Source organism: Actinoplanes sp. NPDC019969 (assembly GCF_055562375.1).
In genome coordinates this window covers 24,000-44,139 of sequence record NZ_JBVHFK010000017.1, presented here as the reverse complement: position 1 = coordinate 44,139, position 20,140 = coordinate 24,000, and the positions used below count along the sequence as shown (strand labels likewise).

13 protein-coding genes are annotated in these 20,140 nt (G+C 71.5%); 6 read left to right on the top strand and 7 right to left on the bottom strand.

Features of this window, described 5'->3' with window-relative positions; all coding sequences use genetic code 11:
* The first annotated feature begins 29 nt into the window (after positions 1-29).
* The 3 genes from ACZ3II_RS38085 (at position 30) to ACZ3II_RS38075 (ending at position 4,519) form a co-directional block, all read left to right on the top strand.
* A complete protein-coding gene (locus ACZ3II_RS38085; protein ID WP_465524679.1) occupies positions 30-2,273 on the top strand; it encodes a tetratricopeptide repeat protein in 2,244 nt (747 codons plus the stop codon).
* Between the two features lie 266 nt (positions 2,274-2,539).
* Positions 2,540-3,115, top strand: coding sequence for a hypothetical protein (locus tag ACZ3II_RS38080; RefSeq protein WP_465524677.1), 576 nt, complete (start codon positions 2,540-2,542; stop codon positions 3,113-3,115).
* A gap of 42 nt (positions 3,116-3,157) precedes the next feature.
* Positions 3,158-4,519, top strand: coding sequence for a serine/threonine-protein kinase (locus tag ACZ3II_RS38075; protein WP_465524675.1), 1,362 nt, complete (start codon positions 3,158-3,160; stop codon positions 4,517-4,519).
* A gap of 29 nt (positions 4,520-4,548) precedes the next feature.
* Here the strand turns inward: ACZ3II_RS38075 and ACZ3II_RS38070 are convergent, their stop codons facing one another.
* Positions 4,549-7,737, bottom strand: coding sequence for an ATP-binding protein (locus ACZ3II_RS38070; protein ID WP_465524673.1), 3,189 nt, complete (start codon positions 7,735-7,737; stop codon positions 4,549-4,551).
* A complete protein-coding gene (locus ACZ3II_RS38065; protein WP_465524671.1) occupies positions 7,737-8,360 on the bottom strand; it encodes a hypothetical protein in 624 nt (207 codons plus the stop codon). The genes ACZ3II_RS38070 and ACZ3II_RS38065 overlap by 1 nt, the downstream gene beginning before the upstream one ends.
* A 365-nt stretch (positions 8,361-8,725) precedes the next feature.
* Here ACZ3II_RS38065 and ACZ3II_RS38060 point away from each other — a divergent pair, with 365 nt between their 5' ends.
* Both ACZ3II_RS38060 and ACZ3II_RS38055 read left to right on the top strand, forming a co-directional pair.
* Positions 8,726-9,055 (top strand): CU044_2847 family protein, encoded by a 330-nt coding sequence (locus ACZ3II_RS38060; protein WP_465524669.1) that lies wholly within the window; start codon positions 8,726-8,728, stop codon positions 9,053-9,055.
* A 7-nt stretch (positions 9,056-9,062) separates the two neighbouring features.
* A complete protein-coding gene (locus ACZ3II_RS38055) occupies positions 9,063-13,109 on the top strand; it encodes a hypothetical protein (protein ID WP_465524667.1) in 4,047 nt (1,348 codons plus the stop codon).
* Between the two features lie 150 nt (positions 13,110-13,259).
* Here the strand turns inward: ACZ3II_RS38055 and ACZ3II_RS38050 are convergent, their stop codons facing one another.
* The gene (locus ACZ3II_RS38050; protein WP_465524665.1) at positions 13,260-14,225 is read right to left on the bottom strand and encodes a glycoside hydrolase family 6 protein; all 966 of its coding nucleotides are present in this window, start codon (positions 14,223-14,225) and stop codon (positions 13,260-13,262) included.
* A gap of 213 nt (positions 14,226-14,438) precedes the next feature.
* On the opposite strand from ACZ3II_RS38050, the gene ACZ3II_RS38045 reads away from it, so the two are divergent.
* Positions 14,439-15,452: a LacI family DNA-binding transcriptional regulator gene (locus ACZ3II_RS38045; protein WP_465524663.1), complete on the top strand. Its 1,014-nt coding sequence runs from the start codon at positions 14,439-14,441 to the stop codon at positions 15,450-15,452.
* Between the two features lie 111 nt (positions 15,453-15,563).
* Here the strand turns inward: ACZ3II_RS38045 and ACZ3II_RS38040 are convergent, their stop codons facing one another.
* The 4 genes from ACZ3II_RS38040 to ACZ3II_RS38025 all read right to left on the bottom strand — a co-directional run bounded on the left by ACZ3II_RS38040 (position 15,564) and on the right by ACZ3II_RS38025 (position 20,090).
* The gene (locus tag ACZ3II_RS38040; RefSeq protein ID WP_465524661.1) at positions 15,564-16,922 is read right to left on the bottom strand and encodes a glycoside hydrolase family 10 protein; all 1,359 of its coding nucleotides are present in this window, start codon (positions 16,920-16,922) and stop codon (positions 15,564-15,566) included.
* Positions 16,922-17,938: a glycoside hydrolase family 11 protein gene (locus ACZ3II_RS38035; protein WP_465524659.1), complete on the bottom strand. Its 1,017-nt coding sequence runs from the start codon at positions 17,936-17,938 to the stop codon at positions 16,922-16,924. Before ACZ3II_RS38035 ends, ACZ3II_RS38040 begins: the two co-directional genes overlap by 1 nt.
* Positions 17,939-18,228: 290 nt before the next feature.
* A complete protein-coding gene (locus ACZ3II_RS38030) occupies positions 18,229-18,876 on the bottom strand; it encodes a response regulator transcription factor (RefSeq protein ID WP_465524657.1) in 648 nt (215 codons plus the stop codon).
* Complete coding sequence (locus ACZ3II_RS38025) at positions 18,873-20,090, bottom strand: sensor histidine kinase (RefSeq protein WP_465524655.1); 1,218 nt, start codon at positions 20,088-20,090, stop codon at positions 18,873-18,875. The genes ACZ3II_RS38030 and ACZ3II_RS38025 overlap by 4 nt, the downstream gene beginning before the upstream one ends.
* Between the last annotated feature and the right edge of the window lie 50 nt (positions 20,091-20,140).

Sequence of the window (20,140 nt, the reverse complement as noted above, 5' to 3'; positions counted from 1 at the left end):
GGGCCGTTGTGCCGACCGAGGAGCCGGGCTTGCCTTCTGACCCTGACACGCCGGCCGATCTGGGGCAGGTCCTGGGGAGGCTGCGCCGGCGCCAGGCCCGGCGCACCGGCCGCAAACAACTGTCCTACCGCGACATCGCCGAGCGGGCCGGCTGGTCGCACGGGGTGGTCGGCGAGTACTTCACCGGCCGGGTCCTGCCGCCCGCGGACCGCTTCGACACGCTGATCCGGATCCTCGGCGCGACCGGCGCCGAGACCGTGATGCTGACGAAGGTCCGCGACCGGCTGGAGGACCGGCGGCGGCGGCCGGTGCCGGCCCGGCGGCCCGCACCGCTGGAGCTGCCGTCCCCGCAGCGATCGTTCGTGGCCCGCACCCGCGAGTTGTCCCGGCTGGACGAGGTCGCGGCCGGCGGGCGGCCGGTGGTGATCAGCGGGATGGCCGGGGTGGGCAAGACGAGCCTGGCGCTGCACTGGGCGCACCGGGCGGCGGACCGTTTCCCGGACGGCCGGATCCACCTCGATCTGCGTGGCTTCCATCCAGGCCGGGCCGTGACGGCCGATGAGGCGCTGCGGCACCTGCTGCGGGTGCTCGGGGTGCCCGCCGGTGAGGTGCCGTCCGCGCCGGAGACCGCGGCCTGGATGTACCGGCGCACCCTGCACGGGCGGCAGGTGCTGGTCGTGCTGGACAACGTCGCCGACGCCGAGCAGGTTCGCGGACTGCTGCCGCCGCCCGGCTGCCTTGCGGTGCTGACCAGCCGCCGGCAGTTGACCGGTCTGGTGACGGCGGAGGACGCCGTCCCGCTGCCCCTGGACCCGCTCGGCGCGCGGGAATCGCTGGACCTGCTGGCCGGACGGCTCGGCGGCGACCGGATCGCGGCGGAACCCGCCGCGGCGTCCCGGATCGTCACCGCATGCGGCCGGCTGCCGCTGGCTCTGGCTCTGGTGGCCGCGCGGGGCGTCGTACACCCGACGTTCTCGCTTGCCGACATCGCGGCGCAACTCGACCACGGCGCCGGTGGACTGGACGCCGACGTGCGGGCGGCGTTCTCCTGGTCGTACCGGTCGCTGCCGGAGCCGGCCCGGCGGATGTTCCGGTTGCTGGCCGCGCATCCCGGACCGGATGTCACCGGCGCGGACGCTGCGGCACTCGCCGGTACGGCGCCGGCCGACGCCCGCCGGGCCCTGGCCGAACTGGGCGCGGCGCACCTGCTGTCCGAGCACCGGCCGGGACGGTACGCCTGTCACGACCTGGTGCGCGCCTATGCTGTGGAGCTGGCCGCGGACACCGACCTCACGGCGGCGCGGAACCGGCTGATCGCCCGTCATGTACAGGTCGTGCACGCGGCGGCGATCACCCTCAACCCGTTCCGGACGGCGATGGAGCTGCCGTTGCCGGACGATTCCGGTGCTGTCGAGCCGTTGCGCGACGAGGCGGGCGCCCTGGCGTGGTTCGCTAGCGAGCAGGGGGTGCTGCGTGCTGTCTTCGAGCTCGCCGCCCGTACCGCGAAGGACCGTGAAGTGTGGCAGTTGGCCTGGGGAATGGGGGAGTTCCTGGACCGGGGCGGCGACTGGCCCGAGTGGGTGGCGGTGCACTCGGTGGCCCTGGAAGCGGCCCGGCGGCTGGGTCATGCGGCGGCGCAGGCGTTCTCGCACCGGGTGCTCGCCAACGGGTACCTGCAGCTCCAGCGGCCACAGGACGCGCCGGCCCATCTGGAGCGTGCGTACGAGCTGTACCACGGGCTGGGCGACATCGGCCGGGCAGCGAACTGCCGGTACCTGCTGGCGTGGGCGTGCGAACAGCAGAACCGGCCGGCCGACGGCGTCGGGCACGGTGTACGGGCGATCGAGCTGGCCCGGCAGGCCGGCGATCCGGTGGTGCTGGGCTTCTCCCTCAACATGGCCGGTCACCTGTGGACGCGGCTCGGCGAGTACGAGAAGGCGCTGGCGTGTGGCACGGAGGCGGTGGAGATCCAGCGGGGGATCGCCCATGGGCCGGGACTGGCGGCGACGCTCGACACGCTGGGCGTGGCACATCACGGGCTGGGCCGGTACGCGGAGGCGGCGGACTGTTACCGGGAGTCAGTGACGCTGCACACCGAGCTGGGATATCGGTACGAGGAGGCCGACGTCGCGGTTCGGCTCGGAACGACCTGCCAAGCGATGGGGGATGTCGCGACGGCGCGGGCGATGTGGCTGCGTGCCCTCGCCGTCCTCGAGGAGTTGCGGCACCCTGACGCGGACGATCTCCGGGACCTCCTGGCCGCGCTTCCCTGACCCGCACCCCACGGCCGCCTGTACGTCCAGGGTGTCGAGACCAACCCCACGTATCAGGTGGTCGCCGGAACGGTCGGGCTGCTCGTCTCGCTCAGCATCGTCAACCAGCTCATCCGGTTCGCCGCCACGCTCACCGCGACCAGCGCCATCGGCGACGTCACCGACCTGGCCGTACGGGCCGGAACCCGGGAACCGGCCGTCCTGGACGGCGACGACAGGACGGCCGGTGGTGATTCCCGGCGGAGGGGGTGCGGCAGGATGGTGGCATGGGGGACGGCAGCCTGGTGGCGCGGCGGCAGGAGGAACTGCGGCTGCGGGTCGGTGAGCACCTGGACCCGGGGGAGACGTTCCGCGCGGCGCTGTGGGTGGCCCGGGAGTCCGGTCTGCCGACGATCGCCCGGATCAGCCGGTGGCCGGGAGCGCCGGAGGGGCTGCTCGGTCTCGGTGGGGCGAGTGTGGCGGTGAGTCCCGCCCGGGTGCCGGACGGCATGGCGGGTGAGCTGCACCGGCATCTCCCGGAGCCGGAGACGGCGGCGGCTCTGGCACTGACCGGCACCCGCCTGGTGCTGCTCGGTGCGGTCGACGTGCCGCCGGAGGCCCGCCCGGTTGCGCTGCGCGACCGTCTGCGGCTGGCCGGCCGCCGGATCCTGGGCCGGGCCGAGCCCGCGCCGCTGCCGCCGTTGACGCCACTCTGGCAGTGCCCGCGGACCACCCTGGCCGAGGTCGCCGTCAGCGATCCCGAAGGCGCGCTCGCCCTGGGCTTCGTGGACGGATCCCGCCTCTCCGTGGTCGCGCCCGCGATGCAGGCGGTGCCGTTCGCGGACGCCGCCCGTCGATCCTGACCGAGGGTTTGACTAGGCGCCGCGAGGGCATCGAGGAGATCCGTGCAGAGCGATTTCCTGATCGGCGGGCGGTACCGGCTCCGCGAGCGGCTCGGACATGGTGGCATGTCGGTCGTCTGGCGTGCCGACGACGACGTCCTGGGCCGGGAGGTGGCCGTCAAGGTCCTCTCCGAGCGGCTGGCCGCCGATCCGGCCGTGCGGCATCAGATCCTCGCGGAGGCGCGGACCGCGGCCGGCCTACGGCATCCGGCGATCGTCGAGGTGTACGACTACGGCGAGACGACCCTCCAGGGCAGGGTGCTGCCGTACGTGGTGATGGAGCTGGTCGACGGCCGTACGATGACTGACCTGCTCAGCGGCAAGCGCATCCCCTGGCGCCTGGCCGTGCTGGTCTGCGCCCAGGTGGCGGCAGCCCTGACCGCGGCGCACGCCCGCGGCATCGTGCACCGGGACGTCAAGCCGGGCAACGTCATGGTCACCTCCTCGGGGGTACGGCTCGTCGACTTCGGGATTTCCGCGGCGGCCGGTGAGGCGGACGGCGCCGACGGCATGCTCCTGGGCACGCCGGCGTACCTGGCGCCGGAACGCATCGTCGGCGGCCCGGTACGCCCGGCGACCGACGTGTACGCCCTCGGTCTCCTGCTCTACCTGTGCCTCGCCGGGCGCCTGCCGTGGCAGGCCTCCACCGCCACCCAGATGCTCAAGGCGCACTACTACGCCGACCCGGCGCCGCTGCCCACCGTCGCCGGCCTGCCGTCCGAGGTGACCCTCCTGGTCACGCGCTGCCTGGCGAAGAAGCCGGAGGACCGGCCGGCGGCCGCGGAGATCGCCGGGGCGCTCGGGCGGATCGCGGGCCTCCCACCGGCCACCCTGATGGAGACCGCGGCCGCCACCGAAGCGGGGACCTCGTCGGCCGCCGCGACCGAGGCGGTCTCCGTGCCGCGGCGGTGGCGTGACCGTGCCACCGTCTTGGCCGCGGCGGGCACCGCCCGGGTTCCTGGCGGGCGCAGGACCCTGGCCGCTGCCGCAGCCGTCCTGATCGCCGCAGGTGCGGCCGCATCACTGGGTGGCGAGCCCGGCACGCCGGCGCCGGCGGCCGCCGACTCGTCGCAGCGTGTCTGCACGGTCGGGGTGTCGCCCGGTCCGGTCGGGACTGCGGACGGCTGCCGCCCGGAGACGACCACACCGGCTCCCACCGGGGACGCGCCCGTGGTGGTACGGCCGGTCACGTCCCCGGTCGCGCGGCGCATTGTCACCGCGGCGGCGCCCGCGAAGATCCCGCCGGCGGCGACCGGTGCCCGTCCCGCGGCCGAGAACGAGGCGAAGGCCGTGGGCAAGGCGAAAGGCGCGGGCAAGGGGAAGGCCAAGGACAAGGACAAGGCGAAGGGGAAGGCCAAAGGCTGAGCCGCCGCGCTCAGGCGCGACGATGTCGGCTACCGGCGGCGGCTCGCCGACTGGCCGCGCGGATCGGGGACGGTGCCGCGCGAGGCGAGTTCCAGCACCTCTTCCGTGGACAGCGGGCTCCTCGGGTGGTGGCTGAGGCAGAGCGGGGACGTCATCTTGACGAACGTCGCGCCTTCGAGCGTGGCATAGAACTGTCCTGCTCTGAGGCGGGCGATGTCCGAGATGTCGCTGCCCTTCGCTCTCGCCATGTCCTGTGCCGCCGCGATCTGTGCCGGGCTGTTGAGCAGGCCGAAGAACTGGGTGGCGGCGTTTCCGGGGATGCGGTTGTGCAGTGCTTTGGGCGCCTGGGTGGCGAATACCAGGCCGAGTCCGTACTTCCGGGCCTGTGACGCCAGAGCCAGGGTGCTGTGGGTGCATGGCGTCATGGCGCCGGAAGGGGCGAGCGTCTGGGCCTCGTCCATGACGAACAGCCCACCGAGCGGCCGGTCGCCGGCGGGATGACGTTTGATCCACGAGAAGAGGGCGATCTGGAGCTGGTTGACGAAATTCTGCCGCTGCTGGTCATCGGGCAGTCCGACGAAGCTGATCACCGAGACCCGGGCGCGACGTCCGGCCGACGGAGTGAGCAGCTCACCGGGATCGACCGGGGAGCCGCGGCCGCCGAACATGGGGTCGTTGACCATGGCTGCTTTGAGGAGCTGCGCCATGTTGCCCGCCAGTCGGGTGGCGTCGTCGAGCAGGCTGACCCCGTCCGGGAGTTCGTTCAGCAGCTCGATGAGCCCGGCAAGGGCGTTGCCGCCGCTCCGTGCGTAACTCGTCACCGCCTCCCGGAGCACCGCCCGGCCGAGTACCGCCTTGTCCGTCTTGCCATCGACCCGGGCGTGGGGTGCGAGCGCTGCGACGGCGGCATCGACCCCGGCGGTGAAGGCGTCCGAGTCGTCGAGGATTCCCGCGAAGTCAGGAAGTGGCTGGAAGCTGAGAGGGCGGCCGCTGTCGCGGTTCGGCGTCCAGACGACGACCTCCGTGGACCGGAGATATTCCTCTGCCAGGGCGGCGTCACCCGGTTGCCAGGATTCCGGCTGATCCGGCCAGGGCCGGCCGAGACGAGCGAGATCGTTGTTGGGATCGAGCACGATGGCGGAGACCCCGCGCAGTGCGCATTGCTCGATGAGCCGGCGGATCAGCACGGTCTTTCCCGATCCGGATCCGGCGAAGATGGCGATGTGGCGCCGGAGAGCCTCCAACTCGATGGCGAGCGTACGGCCGTCGTCGAGGGCGTCGCCCAACGGTACGGTCAGCTCATCGATGTCCCGGCCATCGGCCTCCCTGCCACCGGCCACCGGTACGGCCGCGGTGATGTCCAGGGCGGCCTGGAACAGGCTGATCGCATCGCTCGGGCGCCTGTCACGGAACCAGGGCAGCAACGGCTCCGAGCCGTATTCGGCGATGAGCCCGGACAACGCGACGAGGCGCTTGACGTCGTCGGTGGTCAGGGACAGGACCTCGCCGCCGGCATCCAGGAAATCCTTGATGACCTCTTGGGTACGGGTGCCCTTCGACCACGGGTTCACCTCGAGGTCGCGCAGCAGGAACAACCGCCGCTTGGCGACTCCCTTGGTGAGGCCCGCCGCCGTCACCGCGTTGCGGATGCGATTGAGGACCGCGATGGGATGTGTGACTCCGATCGCGCGGAAGGCCCAGTGCTCCTCGTTCTCGGCGTCGACGTCGTCGGCGTTCTCGTTGCTCAGACTCTGGCGCAGCCTGGCGTGCAGCGCGGGCTTGCCACCGGCTTGGGGATCGATGCTGAAGGTCTCGCCGACCACGCCCCGTTCCGCGATCCAGGCGGTCAACCCGGCCGCCAGCAGGGCCGGCACCGTATCGTCCTCGGAGCCCTGATCGAGCGCGGGCTGCGGGTCAGCATGGTGCAGCAGGTCGGCGTAGCGCTCGTCGATCCGGCCCAGGTCCGCCGATGCCGGGGATTCCGGCGGCAGCGCACGCGTGCCCGGCCGGTCGGTGACCGCCACCGGCGTCCGCCCGAATCGGGACAACTCCGTCAGCACTCCGTCGGACAGGCAGGACCGTACGTGAGCGTCGATGGTGCGGAGCAGCTCCCGGGGGGTGAACTGGACGGCTTCGGCGAAGGCGGACGGCAGCACGGGCCAGCTCGGGTACGGCGGGGTGAACCCCACTTCGCCGAACAGCGGCGCGAACCGTTTCTCCACGAGTTCCCGGCCGAGTTCGGGGCTGGCGATGCGCCGGAGCGGCTCCGCCTCACGGAACCTGTCCTGGACCGTGTCGGTCGCCTCGGTGGTGATGTCCGTCCAGGTCTTGGGCAGGCAGGTCACCACGGACAGGGATCGGCGAGTGGTCTCGCGCAGTGACATCAGACCGCCGGCCACCTGTTCGAGCAGCAATGCCTGCTGCCAGTCGGTCACCCGGTCGCCCTTGGTGTTCGTCGCTTTCGTGGACTGCGCGATCAGCAGGTCGATCTGGTCCACCGCGATCACGGTCGGTCCGGTCAGGGCGAGGAGCCGGGAGATGTCCCGGATCACCTCCTGAGCCGAGCGCTTGCCGCGCCGCATGCCCCACGCGGCCCGTTCGCCGGGTTCCTCCTCGTCGTTGGAGCAGAGGAACGCGTAGCCGATGTCCTGCAGCTGCAGTGACTCGGAGGCTTGAAGCGCCAGTGCCCGCGCGGTGTCCTGGCATTCGACACCGATCTGCCGGTTGTGCTTGCGGATGAGGTCGGCGAAGGCGTCCAGAGCCGGGCGGGTCAGCTCCGTCTCGCCGATGACAGCGCGCCGGATCGCCCGCTGCGCGCCGATGGTGTCGACCAGTCGCCGCAGAAACGTCGTGAGCTGGTTGCCGCCGCCGGCGACCGGCCGGGCGAAGCCGTCCAGCACCGACAGGGCCGTACTGCGCCAGAAGGCGCTCGTCTCGAGCAGGCTGATCAGGAAGAAATAGCCGCCTTCAGCCTGCACCTTCTCGCGGACCGCACCGAGAAGATGCGTCTTGCCGGTACCGCGCTGCCCCAGGATCGTCACCCCGATCGGGCTGGACTCGACGCTCCGCTGGGCCTCGTGCACACCGTCGAGCACGGTCTGAATGACGGCGTGTTGCAGGCCTTCGACATGGAACGGCGCGGGTTGCCAGACGTCGTCGGGGGTGGGCGCCCAGTTGAAGCGCAGCGCGGCCAGAGCGCGGCGTTCCTCGTCGTTCATCAGGCACGGATCGCGAGGAGGTGCATGTCCTGGTTGCCGATCCGGACCGCCGCGGCTCGCTGGCCGGGCGTCAGCACCTTCTGGTTGGACTCCGGGATCAGGTGGACGTCCGGTGCCTTGTCGAGGCGCAGAAGGGCGGCGTCGACGGTACCGGCGTCGACGGCCACCGCCTCCCGGAGGTCTTCCAGCATCACGTAGGCGCCGGGACCGTCCGCCAGCCCGTCATAGGCCTTGCGGATGCGGGCCTCGACGTCCGCGACCGGCGTCGGCAACGGTGCGGCGGCCGAGGTGAAGAACTCCGCCGCGGACAGCTCGTTGCGGTCGAGGTAGGCGCGAATCACGCCGAGGAGCAGATAGAGAGTGCCGCCGAGAGCGCCGCCCCGAGGGGGAACCTCGGCATCCAATTCCTGGATGGCCCGTGCCCATCCCTTTTCGGTCAGGTCGAGGACCATCGGCTTACCGGTCACCGTGATCATATTGCGCGATACGAGATCATCACGTTTGACCCGGTCGAGGCTGATCTTGATCTGGTCGGTGAGAAAGGTACGTGGCAACGCGCTCGCCTTGATCATCAATGCGAGAAGTGTCGCTCGCTGAGCGGCAGTGAGTTCCTTCTCCGGCATGCTGATGCCTCTCTCCGGCGCTGCTCCGCTCGTCCGGCGGTTGCCCGCGTCGATGGCGGAGGGTTGATCAGGTGCGAGTCCGTGCGGCTGTGGGGCCCGGGCCGATTCTGCCGATGCGGCGGGAGAGGCGCAAGGTCCACCAAAGGCGGCGCAATAATCCGACAGTTACGCATGTTGATCTATAAAGGCGCAGGCCGGATCGGATCGGCGTGATCTCCACGGACATTTTCCGTATTGCTCGGCGGGTGTGCCATTGCCTTTCGTGAGGTGGCAGGGAAGCATGACCCTCCGGCGGGGAACCTGGATGTCGCGGGTCTTCTCGTCCTTTCGTGTGCACTCGCACGACTCGATGGGGGTTGATGGTGATGTCGTCCGAGGTCGTGCGATATCAGGTGGACGACAAGACCGTCGCCCAATTCGAGTTCGAGCCACCGGCCGGTTTCCACCCTGCCGGGGTGGGGGACGTCGCGGGATGGGTACGGGACGCGGCCGCACCCTCGATCGAGGCTGCCCGGGCTGTGCTGGACCAGGTGCGGCAACTGGCGCCGGACACCGTTCAGGTCAAATTCGGTATCAAGGTCACCGGTACCGCCAACTGGATCGTCGCCAAGGCCGCGAGTGAGGCCAACTTCGAGATCACGTTGACGTGGCAGCCAGAGGGCGCCGCTCCTCCGGGCCCGCTCGCCGGCGGATGAGACCACGATGGGTACGAGCGGGATTCCGGCGGAGTCCTGGGCGGTGGCTCTGCACGGCGGGCCCCGGGACGAGTCCCCGCTGGGCGCGGGCGTGGTGGTGGCGGACACTCTCGTCCTCGCCTGCGAACACGTAGCTTTCCACCAGGGCGAACTGAGGGAACTGTGGGTGGCCTTCCCGAGGGCCTTCCACGTGGCGCCGGGAACACGGCGCCGGGTCCGGGCCTGTTCCTACAACGGCCGGGCGGAGGGACTGCTCGACCTCGTTCTGCTGGAACTGGATGAACCGGTGCCGCCGGGTGTCGTGCCGGCTCGCCTCCGGCGGCCGACGGGGCCGGATCTGGTCAACCGGGATTGGCGGGCCTACGGGTTCCCGCGACAGAGCGACGGGGGCCGGTACGCCGCCGGCGTCATCAGTGGCGAAGGCGGGTACGGGCGGATCCATCTGGACGCCGGCGCCGGCGCCGGCGTCACCCAGGGATTCAGCGGAGCCGCGCTCTGGTCCTCCGACTACGACGCGGTCGTGGGTGTCGTCGTCTCCGCGGACGCCACGTCGGGCTCCGGCCTCGCGCTCACCCTCGCCTACGCCGACGAGCACCTGCCGGGGATGAAGCTGTCCGCCCTCGACGCCTGGCGCGTCGGGGACGCCGACGAGCTGACGCACGCGGCCTGGGGCTGGACCTTGGCGACGGACGGGGAGGCCCGTCGTCACTGGCTGCCCCGGGCCCGGGGCGTCGCCTCCGGTACGGAGACCGGCTCCCGGTTCCGCGGCCGGTCAGCCGCCCTCCGCCGGATCCGCGCGTTTCTCGACCAGCCGGAGGCGGCCGGCCGGCCCATGGTGGTCACCGGATCGCCCGGCGTCGGCAAGTCGGCTGTCCTGGGGCGGGTGGTGACCACGTCCGATGCCGAGATCACCGCGGCGCTGCCCGCTGACGACCACTACGACCGCGTCACCGTCGGTTCGGTGGCCTGCGCCGTGCACATGAAGGGCAAGACCGCTCTGGAGGCGGCCCGGGAGATCGCCCGTGGTGTGGGCGTCGGCCTGCCCGAGGCCACGGTCGACCTGCTGCCCGCCCTGAGGCACCGCCTCGCTGTCCGGCCGACCCGCTTCAACCTCGTGGTGGACGCCCTGGACGAGGCGGCCGCGCCGGCCGAGACGCGGGAGTTGGTCGGCAAGGTCCTGGTTCCGCTGGCACGCACCTGCGCCGATCTGGGCGCCCAGATAGTGGTCGGTACCCGGCGGGCGGACGGCTCCGGCGACCTCCTCGGCGCCTTCGGTGTGGACGCGGAGACGATCGACCTGGACTCCCCGGAGTACTTCTCGCCGGAGGACCTGGCTGACTACGCGCAAGCCACCCTGCAGTTCACCGAGGCCGGCCCGGGTGGCTTCACCCCGTACCGTGACCCGGCCGTCGCCGGGCCGGTCGCCGCACGCATCGCCGCCCTCGCCGACCGGAACTTCCTCATCGCGGGGCTGGTCGCACGGACCCGGGCCCTGCGGGATCTGACGCCGGCCGACCCGCGCCATGTCGCCTTCACCCCTACCGTCGGCGACGCGTTGCACGAGTTCGTCAGCGGGTTGCCCGGCGCCGGCGCCGCTCCGGCCCGGCTGATGCTCACCGCGCTCGCCTACGCGGAGACACCCGGGCTGCCGCTGCCCCTGTGGCATGCGGCCGTCACCGCGCTCGGCGGCGCCGTGACCGAGGCCCAGCTCGGAGACTTCGCCCGGACCTCGGCGGCGAACTTCCTGGTGGAGAGCGGAGATCCGGCCAGCCCCGTCTATCGACTGTTCCATCAGGCGCTCAACGACGCGTTACGGAGCGGGCGTCACGAGACCGGCCAGATGGTCTCCGACGAGCGCCGGCTGGCACAGACGTGGATCGCGTGCGGGCGCAAGGACGGATGGGGTTCGGCGGCGGCTTACCTGTTGCGTTCGCTGCCAGGCCACGCCGCACGAGCCGGCATGGTCGACGATCTGCTCAACGACGACGACTACCTGCTGCATGCGCACCTGGACCGGTTGCTGCCGGTCGCCGGGCTCAGCCGGACCGCGCCGGGGCAGGCCCGCCGCAGGCTGCTCCAGCGCACCACGCAGGCGTTCGGCGCCGGCCCGGCCGAGCGTGCCGCGCTGTTCTCGGTGGTCGACCGGCTCGACGAGCTGGGAGCCGGGGTCAGCGTGGTGGCAGCGCCCTACGAGGCGCGCTGGGCGCACACCCCGCCACGGCTGGAGAGAGCGGTCCTGGACGGCCACTCGCTCGCTGTCCACGATGTCTGCGCCATCGCCGTCGACGGCCGGCACCTGCTGGCGTCGGCGGGGGAGGAGGGCACGGTACGGCTGTGGGACCCGCTGACCAACCGGACGGTACGGGTGATCGCCTGCCACGACGACTGCATCCGCAGCGTGTGCGCCGTCACGGCACGTGACCGGACCTGGCTCGCGACCGCCAGTCACGACGGCACGATCGGCATCTGGGACCCCGTTTCCGGAATACGCGTGACGAGTTTCGCCGGGCACGGGGACTGGGTCCGTAACCTGTGCGCGATTCCCATGCCCGGCGGAGATCTGCTGGTGTCCGCCAGTGACGACCGGACCGTACGGATATGGGACGTGGTCGGCGGTGTCCCGGTCCGGACCCTGACCGGTCACCGCGGCTGGGTGACCGCGGTGACCCACGTGCCGGTCGGTCCGTACGGCCTGGTCGCCTCCACCGGCGCCGATGGCACCATCCGGCTGTGGGATCCGCTGACCGGCGCCGGCCGCGGTGTCTTCCGGCCCGAGGCCGGATGGCAGACCACGCTCTACAGCGTGTGGGACGGTGCGCAGGTCCTGGTCGCATCGGGCGGCTACGACGGCGTGGTGAGGTTGTGGAATCCCCTGACCGGGGAGATGGCGGCCGCGATGCCGAGCGACGGCGGTCCGATCACCGACCTGTGCACCGTGCACGGGCGAGCCGGTGACCTGCTCGCGGCGACCAGCGAAGACGGCACGGTCCGGCTGTGGGAGATCGCCACCTGTGCCGAGCGGCCAGGATTCCACGGGCACGCGAGCTGGATCCGCGCGGTCTGTGAGCTGCCGATGCCGGGACAGCACCTGCTCGCCACGGCGGGGGAGGACGGCACCGTACGCCTCTGGGACCCGGCCGAGGAACTGCCGCAGACGGTTGCCGCCAGCGCCACGCCGGGCCCGGCCGCTGACGTCTGCGCCGTCCGGCTCGGCGGCGAGGATCTGGTCGTCTCCGCCTCCAGTGACGGTGTGGTGCGCCTTTACGACCTGCTGACCGGGGAGACGCGCGGCGGGATGTCCACCCACGCGGGCGCGGTGAACGCTGTGGAGATCGTCGAGGACGACGAATTCCTCTATCTGGCGGTCGCCTGCCGTACCGCCACCGTCGAACTCTGGGACCTCACCGACGGTGAGCTGATCCGCGAGTTCCGGCAGCATCCCGACCAGGCCAAGGCGATAGCGGTCCTGCCGGGACCGGATGGGCTGCTGGTCGCCTCCGCCGGTGAGGACGAGACCATCCGCCTGTGGAATCCGCGCGACGCTGTGGTCCACGGCGGGTTCGTCGGACATCGCGATTGGGTCATGTCGCTGGCCGTGGTGAGCCGGCCGGACGGTCCCGCGCTGGTCTCCGGGGACAACAGCGGTGTGGTGCGGTTCTGGCGTGGCGACGGAACCGTGGTGTGGGAACAGCACGGTCACCAGGGCGCTGTGCACGCCCTGTGCGGGGCCGTGATGGACGGGCGGACGGTGCCGGTGTCGGCCGGGGCAGACCGGACCATCCGCCTGTGGGATCCGGTCGATGGACGGCTGATACGCGTGCTCACCGGCCATACCGCAGCCGTGATGGGGCTGGCGGTGCTCAATCTCGAGGGACAACAGGTTCTGGTCTCCGCCAGCCTCGACCGCACCCTCCGGCTCTGGAATCTCACGACCGGCCGCACCCATCGGGTCATACCGGTCCACCATCGAGCCACGGCCTGCCGCCGCGTCAAGGACCATCTGGTCGTGGGCTTGGAGCACGGAGTGCTGGCCCTGGTCCTGAAGACCCTGTGAGCCACCCGGATCGGGGGAGCACCGGGAGGCGTCCGCCGGGCTCCCCGGTCTGCGGGTGCCGGCGGCGGGGCGTGGCAACGCCGGTGGCCGAGCAGCGGTACCGGCGGGAACCGGTACCGCTGCTCGCGTTCGTGACGGTGTGCCGAGGGGTCAGTAGCCGTAGATCATCTTGTAGGCGACCTCGGGCAGGAACTGCCCCGCCGACGAGCCGCCGCCGACGCCGCAGTTGCCGTCGGACTCGCCCGGGGTCTTGAGCCACAGCAGCATCTCCGCGCCGCCGCCCAGCTGGGTCGGGGTGCCGATGCGGCGGCCGGCGGGGTTGCACCACTGGCCGTTCCCGCCGTTGCCGTTGCGGCTGGTGTCGACCACGAACGGCTTGGAGTAGCCGTACCGCCGCAGCTCGCCGGAAAGGCGGTTGCCGAAGTTGATGTTGTCGCCGGTGGTGAAGTAGTTGGACACGTTCAGCGCGAAACCGCGGGCCCCGGCGACGCCTGCCGCGTTGAGGCGCTGCGCCATCGTCGTGGCGTCGACCCAGCCGGGGTTGCCCGCGTCCAGGTAGACCCAGGTGTTCTGGGCCCGGGACCGGAACTGGCCGATGGCCCGCGAGAGCATCCCGAGGCGCTCGTTGATCTGGTTCTGGTTCATGCAGCTGAAGTCGCCCAGCGAGTCCGGCTCCAGGACCACCACGGCGGGGCGGCTGCCGATCGCGCCGGCGAACGAGGCGATCCACGCGTCGTAGGCGCCGACGCTGCCGGCGCCGCCGCCGGAGTGCCCGCCGCAGGCGTCGCGGCCGGGGATGTTGTACGCCACCAGCAGCGGCAGCTTGTCGACGGCGTCGGCGGCGCGGGTGTAGTTGCCGACCGCGCCGGCGATGTCGCCGCTCCAGTTGCCGAACCAGCTGGCCATCGGCTTCTGCGCGATCGCGCTGCGGATCGCGGCGGCCCGCCCGTCGCCGGGGTTGGCGGCGGCCCAGGACGCGGGGCTGGAGTTGGGGTTGACGTAGAAACCGCTGGTCTGGTTGATCGGATCGGCGTGCGCGGCCGGGGCGCCGAGCAGCACCGCGGGGACGGTGAGGGCGAGGGCGGCGAGCGCCCGGGTGAACAGCAGGCGTGGCATCGCGGGTCTCCTGAGCATCGGATGGGGGTCGGCGTCGGGGGTGCCGTCCGGAGCTGAGACTGGAAGCGCTTCCAGATTGGTCGATCAGTGTTTCTCGATTGATGCTCGGCGAGCCTGCGGTACATGTCAAGCCCACTCTGGGACCGCTCCCAGTCATCGACGCTGTCGACCGCTGTCGATACGATGCTGCGGACGAAAGGAACCGGCAGCCAGATGACAGCATCGACGCCCCGGCGGCAGCCCACCCTGGACGAGGTGGCCGAGCGGGCCGGGGTGTCGCGCTCGGCGGCGTCACGGGTGATCAACAAGGCGCCGCACGTCAGCCGCGCCACCCGCGACGCCGTGGAACGGGCCATCGAGGAGATGGGCTACCTGCCCAACCGCACCGCCCGGGCGCTGGCCACCCGGCAGACCGGCATCGTCGCGCTCGCCGTCTCCCACGACGACCCGCAGCTCTTCGCCGATCCGTTCTTCGCCCAGGTCATCGTCGGGGTGTCGGCGGCGCTCGAGGAGACCGACCGGCACCTGCTGCTGTGCCTGGCCAGCTCCGGCCGCGGCCGGTCCCGGCTGGCGAACCTGCTGCAGACCCGCGGCGTCGACGGGCTCATGCTGATGCCGCTGCACGGCGACGATCCGGTGACCCGCCTGGTCGCGCGGACCGGGGTCCCGGTCGTCTACGGTGGCCGGCCGTTGCACGTCCAGCCACAGTGGTACGTCGACTCCGACAACGTGGGCGGCGCGCGGCTGGCCACCGAGCACCTCGCCGGTCTCGGCCGGACCCGGATCGCCGCGATCACCGGGCAGATGTCCACCGACGTCGGGGAGGCCCGCTGGCGCGGGTACCGGGAGGCGATGATCATCGCCGGGCTCACCCCGCACGGCGTCGCCGAGGGGGATTTCACCGAGGCCGGTGGAGCGGCGGCGATGCGGAGCGTGCTGGCGTCCCATCCGGATGTCGACGCCGTGTTCGCCGCCAGCGACAAGATGGCCCTCGGCGCGATGCGGGTGCTGACCGGTGCCGGCCGGTCGGTGCCGGCCGACGTGGCGGTCGTCGGCTTCGACGACGTCGGCATCGCCGAGCAGACCGATCCGCCGTTGACCACGATCCACCAGCCGATCCAGGCCCTCGGCAAGGAGATGGCCCGGATGCTGCTCGCCGTGATCGCCGGCGAGGAGCCGGCCTCGCTGGTCCTGCCGACCCGCCTGGTGCGGCGGGGCTCCGCCTGATCGGTCCGCCAGACACCGAGGGGCCGGTGGCGTGCCACCGGCCCCTCGGTGCTCCTCCCCCTCCAGGGTGGTCAGGAACCCTCCAGATTGGTCAAGGGCCCTCCAGGGTGGTCAGGCGGACCGGCAGGTCAGTGCGGGCCAGGTCCAGTTGCCGCCGTGCTGGACGGTGAAGCCGAACGCGTTGCCGTTGCCGTTCGGGCGTCCCGTCATCACGTTGCTGGACTCCCACGTGGCGGCGACGTTCCAGGTGGCGATGATCCGCTGCGGTGAGGACACCGTGACCGTCACGATCCAGTTGTCACTGCCGGTGACGGTCACCTGGCCGTTGAAGCGGTCGTTCCACTTCTGGCCCTCGCTGTACGTGGCCGTGCAGCTGCCGCCGGGCTGACCGGTGGGGCTGCTCGACGGGCTCCCGGACGGTCCCGGGCCGGGCTGGCCGTTGTTCAGGGCGGCGAGCACGGCGTCGTACGCGGCCTTCTTCTGCCCGCTGCCGTTGAACAGCAGCGGTGTGCCGGAGGCCCGCCACGAGTCGCTGTCGCGCACACCCCACACCGTGATCCCGTTGCACCGGGTGACCGCCAGGCAGGCCTGGACGATCCCGCGGTACTGCTCGGCCTGGCTGGAGCCGGAGCCCTCGATGTCCAGCTCGGTGATCTGCACGTCCACGCCGAGGTCGGCGAAGTTCTGCAGGGTGGTGTGGTAGTTGCCGGGCACCGGGTTGCCGGAGTTGAAGTGCGCCTGGAAACCGACGCAGTCGATCGGCACGCCGCGCGCCTTGAAGTCCTGGACCATCCGGTAGACGGCCTGGGTTTTGGCGTGCGACCAGTTGTCGGTGTTGTAGTCGTTGTAGCAGAGTTTCGCGCCCGGGTCGGCGGTCCGGGCCGCCCGGAACGCCGCCTCGATCCAGTCGTTGCCGGTGCGCTGCAGGTTCGAGTCGCGCCGGGCGCCGGAGGAGCCGTCGGCGAACGCCTCGTTCACCACGTCCCAGGCGTAGATCTTGCCGCGGTAGTTGGTGGCGACCCGGGTGACGTGGTTCAGCATGGCGTTGCGCAGCGTGGAGCCGCTCATGTTCTGCATCCAGCCCGGCTGCTGGGAGTGCCAGGCCAGGGTGTGCCCGCGCACGCGCTTGCCGTTGCTGATCGCCCAGTTCACGATCCGGTCACCGGACGAGAAGCTGAACTGGTTCTGGTTGGGCTCGGTCGCGTCGAGCTTCATCTCGTTCTCGGCGGTGACCATGTCGAACTCGCGGTTCGCGATCGTCGTGTACTGGCTGTCGCTGAGCCGGCCGCCGGCGATCGCGGTACCGAAGTACCGGCCGGTCTGGGCGGCCGACGCGCCGAGCGTCGTCGCCGCGTTCGAGGTGCCCGGCCAGAGGACCACGGTCGAGGCGGCGAGCGCGACGGCCATGCCGGTGACGATGGCCGTCCGCAGGCGGCGCCGTGGAGCGGGGGTCATGGCGCGATCGGTCATCAGTTGGTCCGGCAGGTGATCGTCGGCCAGGTCCAGTTGCCGTTCGCCATGATGGTCACGCCGAAGTTGTTGCCGTTGCCGTTCGGCCGTGCGGTGACCGAGCCACTGTTCCCGCTGACCGCGGCGTTCCAGCTGTTCTGGATGGTCTGGCCGCCGTTGAGGTTGAGGCCGACGGTCCAGTTGCTGGCGCCGCTGACCGCGACGTTGAGGTTGAACCGGTCGCCGAAGCGCTCGCCGGCCGACACGGTGGCGGTGCAGTTGCCGGTGCCCGGGTTGGTGGGGCTGGTCGGGTTCGTCGGGCCGGCGCCCTCGCGGACGGTGATGTCGGAGCTGCCCTGACTCTGGTAACCCTCGGTCGCCATGATCTGGTAGCTGTGATTGGTGCCGAGGTTCAGCCCGGCCCGGGCCCACGCGTCGAAGTGGTTGGCCACCGTGATGGTGCCGGAGCTGCGCTTCTGCTGCCGCACGCTCCAGAACTGGTAGAACGTCTGGTTGCCGTCGATGGACGGGGCGTTGACCCGCTGGCTGCGCAGGATGTCGTACGTCCCGCCGTCGGTGGTGACGGTGCCGAGCCGCTGGGCGCCGCTGCTCGGGTTGTAACTGCCGAAGTTCTCCACGATGTAGTACTCGATGAGCGGGCTGCGGGTCCACCCGTACAGCGCGAGGTAGGTGTTGTTGTTGCCGGGGTTGTAGCTGCCCGAGTACGTGACCGTGCGGCGCGTCCCGGTGGCCCAGCCCTTGCCGCCGACCCAGTTGTTGGTGCTGCGGTCCCAGCTGCTGGTGTACCGGCCGTCGGCGCGCAGCGTCATGCTCGCGTTGCCGCTGTCCTTCCAGAACGAGAAGTAGTAGCCGTTGTGGGTCCCGGTGGTGTTCGACGAGACCGTCCGGTCGGCCTCGGCCCGCGCGACACCGGCCATCATGACGCCGGACACGGCGATCGCGGCGGCGCAGGCGGCGCCGGTCAGCAGCCGGACGCGGCTGCGCCGGCGCCGGGGCGTGGTGAGTTCTGTGGTCATGGTGGTGACTCCTCCTGAGGGAGGGCTGCCGGGGAAACAGCCCAGGGGGGTACGACGGACCGCCACGTCATGACGTCATCGAGGTCCGTCATTGCGAGATGGTTGCGCGCAGGGCTGTCCACTGTCAACAACTTTCGGAAACGTTACGGAAATAGCGACGGTCCCGATGGTTAGTGAATCGCTTCAACCTGGGAAAACGGGAGTCCTGTAACGATTGGGGTTAGCGGTTGCCGCGCGAGGCCCGTATCTGAGTTCCGTAAGTTTCGGAGTCCTGTGCCGGAAATTTACGGCTACTGATTGAGGTACGCCAGGACGGCCCGGACCCGGCGGTTGGCGTCCGCGTCCGGCGGCAGCTCCAGCTTGGTGAAGATGCTGCCGATGTGCTTCTCGACCGAGACCGGGGCCAGGAACAGGGCGGCGCAGATCGCCGAATTGGACAGCCCCTGCGCCATCAGCGCGAGCACCTCCCGCTCGCGGGCGGTCAGCGCGCCGGCGCCCTCCTTGCGGCTGGTCCGGGTCACCAGCTGGCTCACCACCTCGGGATCCATGGCGGTGCCGCCGGCGGCGACCCGTTCCACCGCGTCGAGGAAGTCGTCGAGCGCCGTGACCCGGTCCTTGAGCAGGTAGCCGGTGCCGCCGCGGCCGTCGGCCAGCAGCTCCTGGGCGTACGCGCGCTCCACGTACTGGGAGACGATGAGCACCTTGGCGCCCGGGTCCGCGGCCCGGATCCGCAGCGCCGCGCGCAGCCCCTCGTCACGGAAGTCCGGTGGCATCCGCACGTCCACGATGGACAGGTCCGGCCGGTGCTCGGCCACCGCGGCGATCAGTTCCGGCGCGCTGCCGACCGCGGCGACCACCTGGTGCCCGGTGTCGGTGAGCAGCCGGGACATGCCCTCCCGGAGCAGGAGCAGGTCCTCGGCGATGACGATGCGTCTCACAGGGGGATCTCCGCGTGCAGGGCGGTGGGGCCGCCGGACGGACTGGTCACGGTCAGTTCGCCGTCGAGCGCCTCGATCCGGCGGCGCAGGCCGTCCAGCCCGGAGCCGTGCGGGTCGGCGCCACCGTCCCCGTCGTCGGTGACGGTGACGGTCATCCGGTCCGCGGTCCCGGCGATGGTGACGGCGCACCGGCGGGCGCCGGCGTGCTTGGCCGCGTTCACCAGGCCCTCGGCGATCACGAAATAGGCGGCCGACTCCACCGCGGCGGGAAAGCGCAGGTCAGGGTCGGCGTGCACGTCGACCGGCAGCGGGCTGTCACCGGCCAGGGCCGCCACCGCGGCGTGCAGGCCACGGTCGGTGAGGATCGGCGGATGGATGCCGCGCACCAGCCGGCGCAGCTCGCCCAGCGCGTCGTCGAGCTGCCGCCGGGCCAGGTCGACGTCGGGCGTCACGGCGTGTGCGCGGCCCAGTTTGCGGGCCGCCAGCGCGAGCGTCATCCCGGCCGCGACGATCCTTGCCTGCGCGCCGTCGTGCAGGTCCCGTTCGATCCGGCGCAGCTCGGCGGCCTGCGCGTCGACCACGCGGCGCCGGGACGCGGTCAGCCGGGCGGCCTCGTCGACCAGGTGCCGGTGCCGGCCCGGGGCCAGCAGCCCGCGTGCCGCCCGGGCCTGCAGCCGGGCCAGCGCGCGGGTGATCCAGGCGGCCACCGGCAGCAGCGCCAGTCCCGCGGCGGCCAGCGCGAACCGGCCGGGCACGGTCTGCATGAGCAGGTTCATCGGGAACGGCGCGTGCGGGTTGGGCACCGCCCAGGCCCACAGCGGCGCGACGGCCGAGGCGGCGGTCACCACCGTGCCCACGACGGCCGGTATCCCGGACAGCAGGCCGAGCGGGAACAGCACGGTCAGCCAGACGAGGTCGCGCCAGGTGGCGGGCTGGACGACGACCCCGGCCACCCGGCGCCCGAGACTGTCCGCCCGGACCGGCACGTAGGGCGAGCCGATCGGCTCGCCCAGGACGAGGGCGGCCCGGGACCGTTCGAGGCCGGCCAGGCGGCGGGTCACCAGCACGGAGCCGAGGAACGCCGGCCCGCCGAGCTGGGTCAGCGACAGCAGTCCGGCCACGATCGTCGACGCCAGACTCCAGGCGAAGGCGGCCGGGCCGGCGAACAGGCCGATGACGAGGTACGTCAGGGCGCGGGCGGTGACGCGTGGCATCGCGGCGATCCTAACAGCCGGAGCGCGAATCCTATGGGTAGCCATCATGA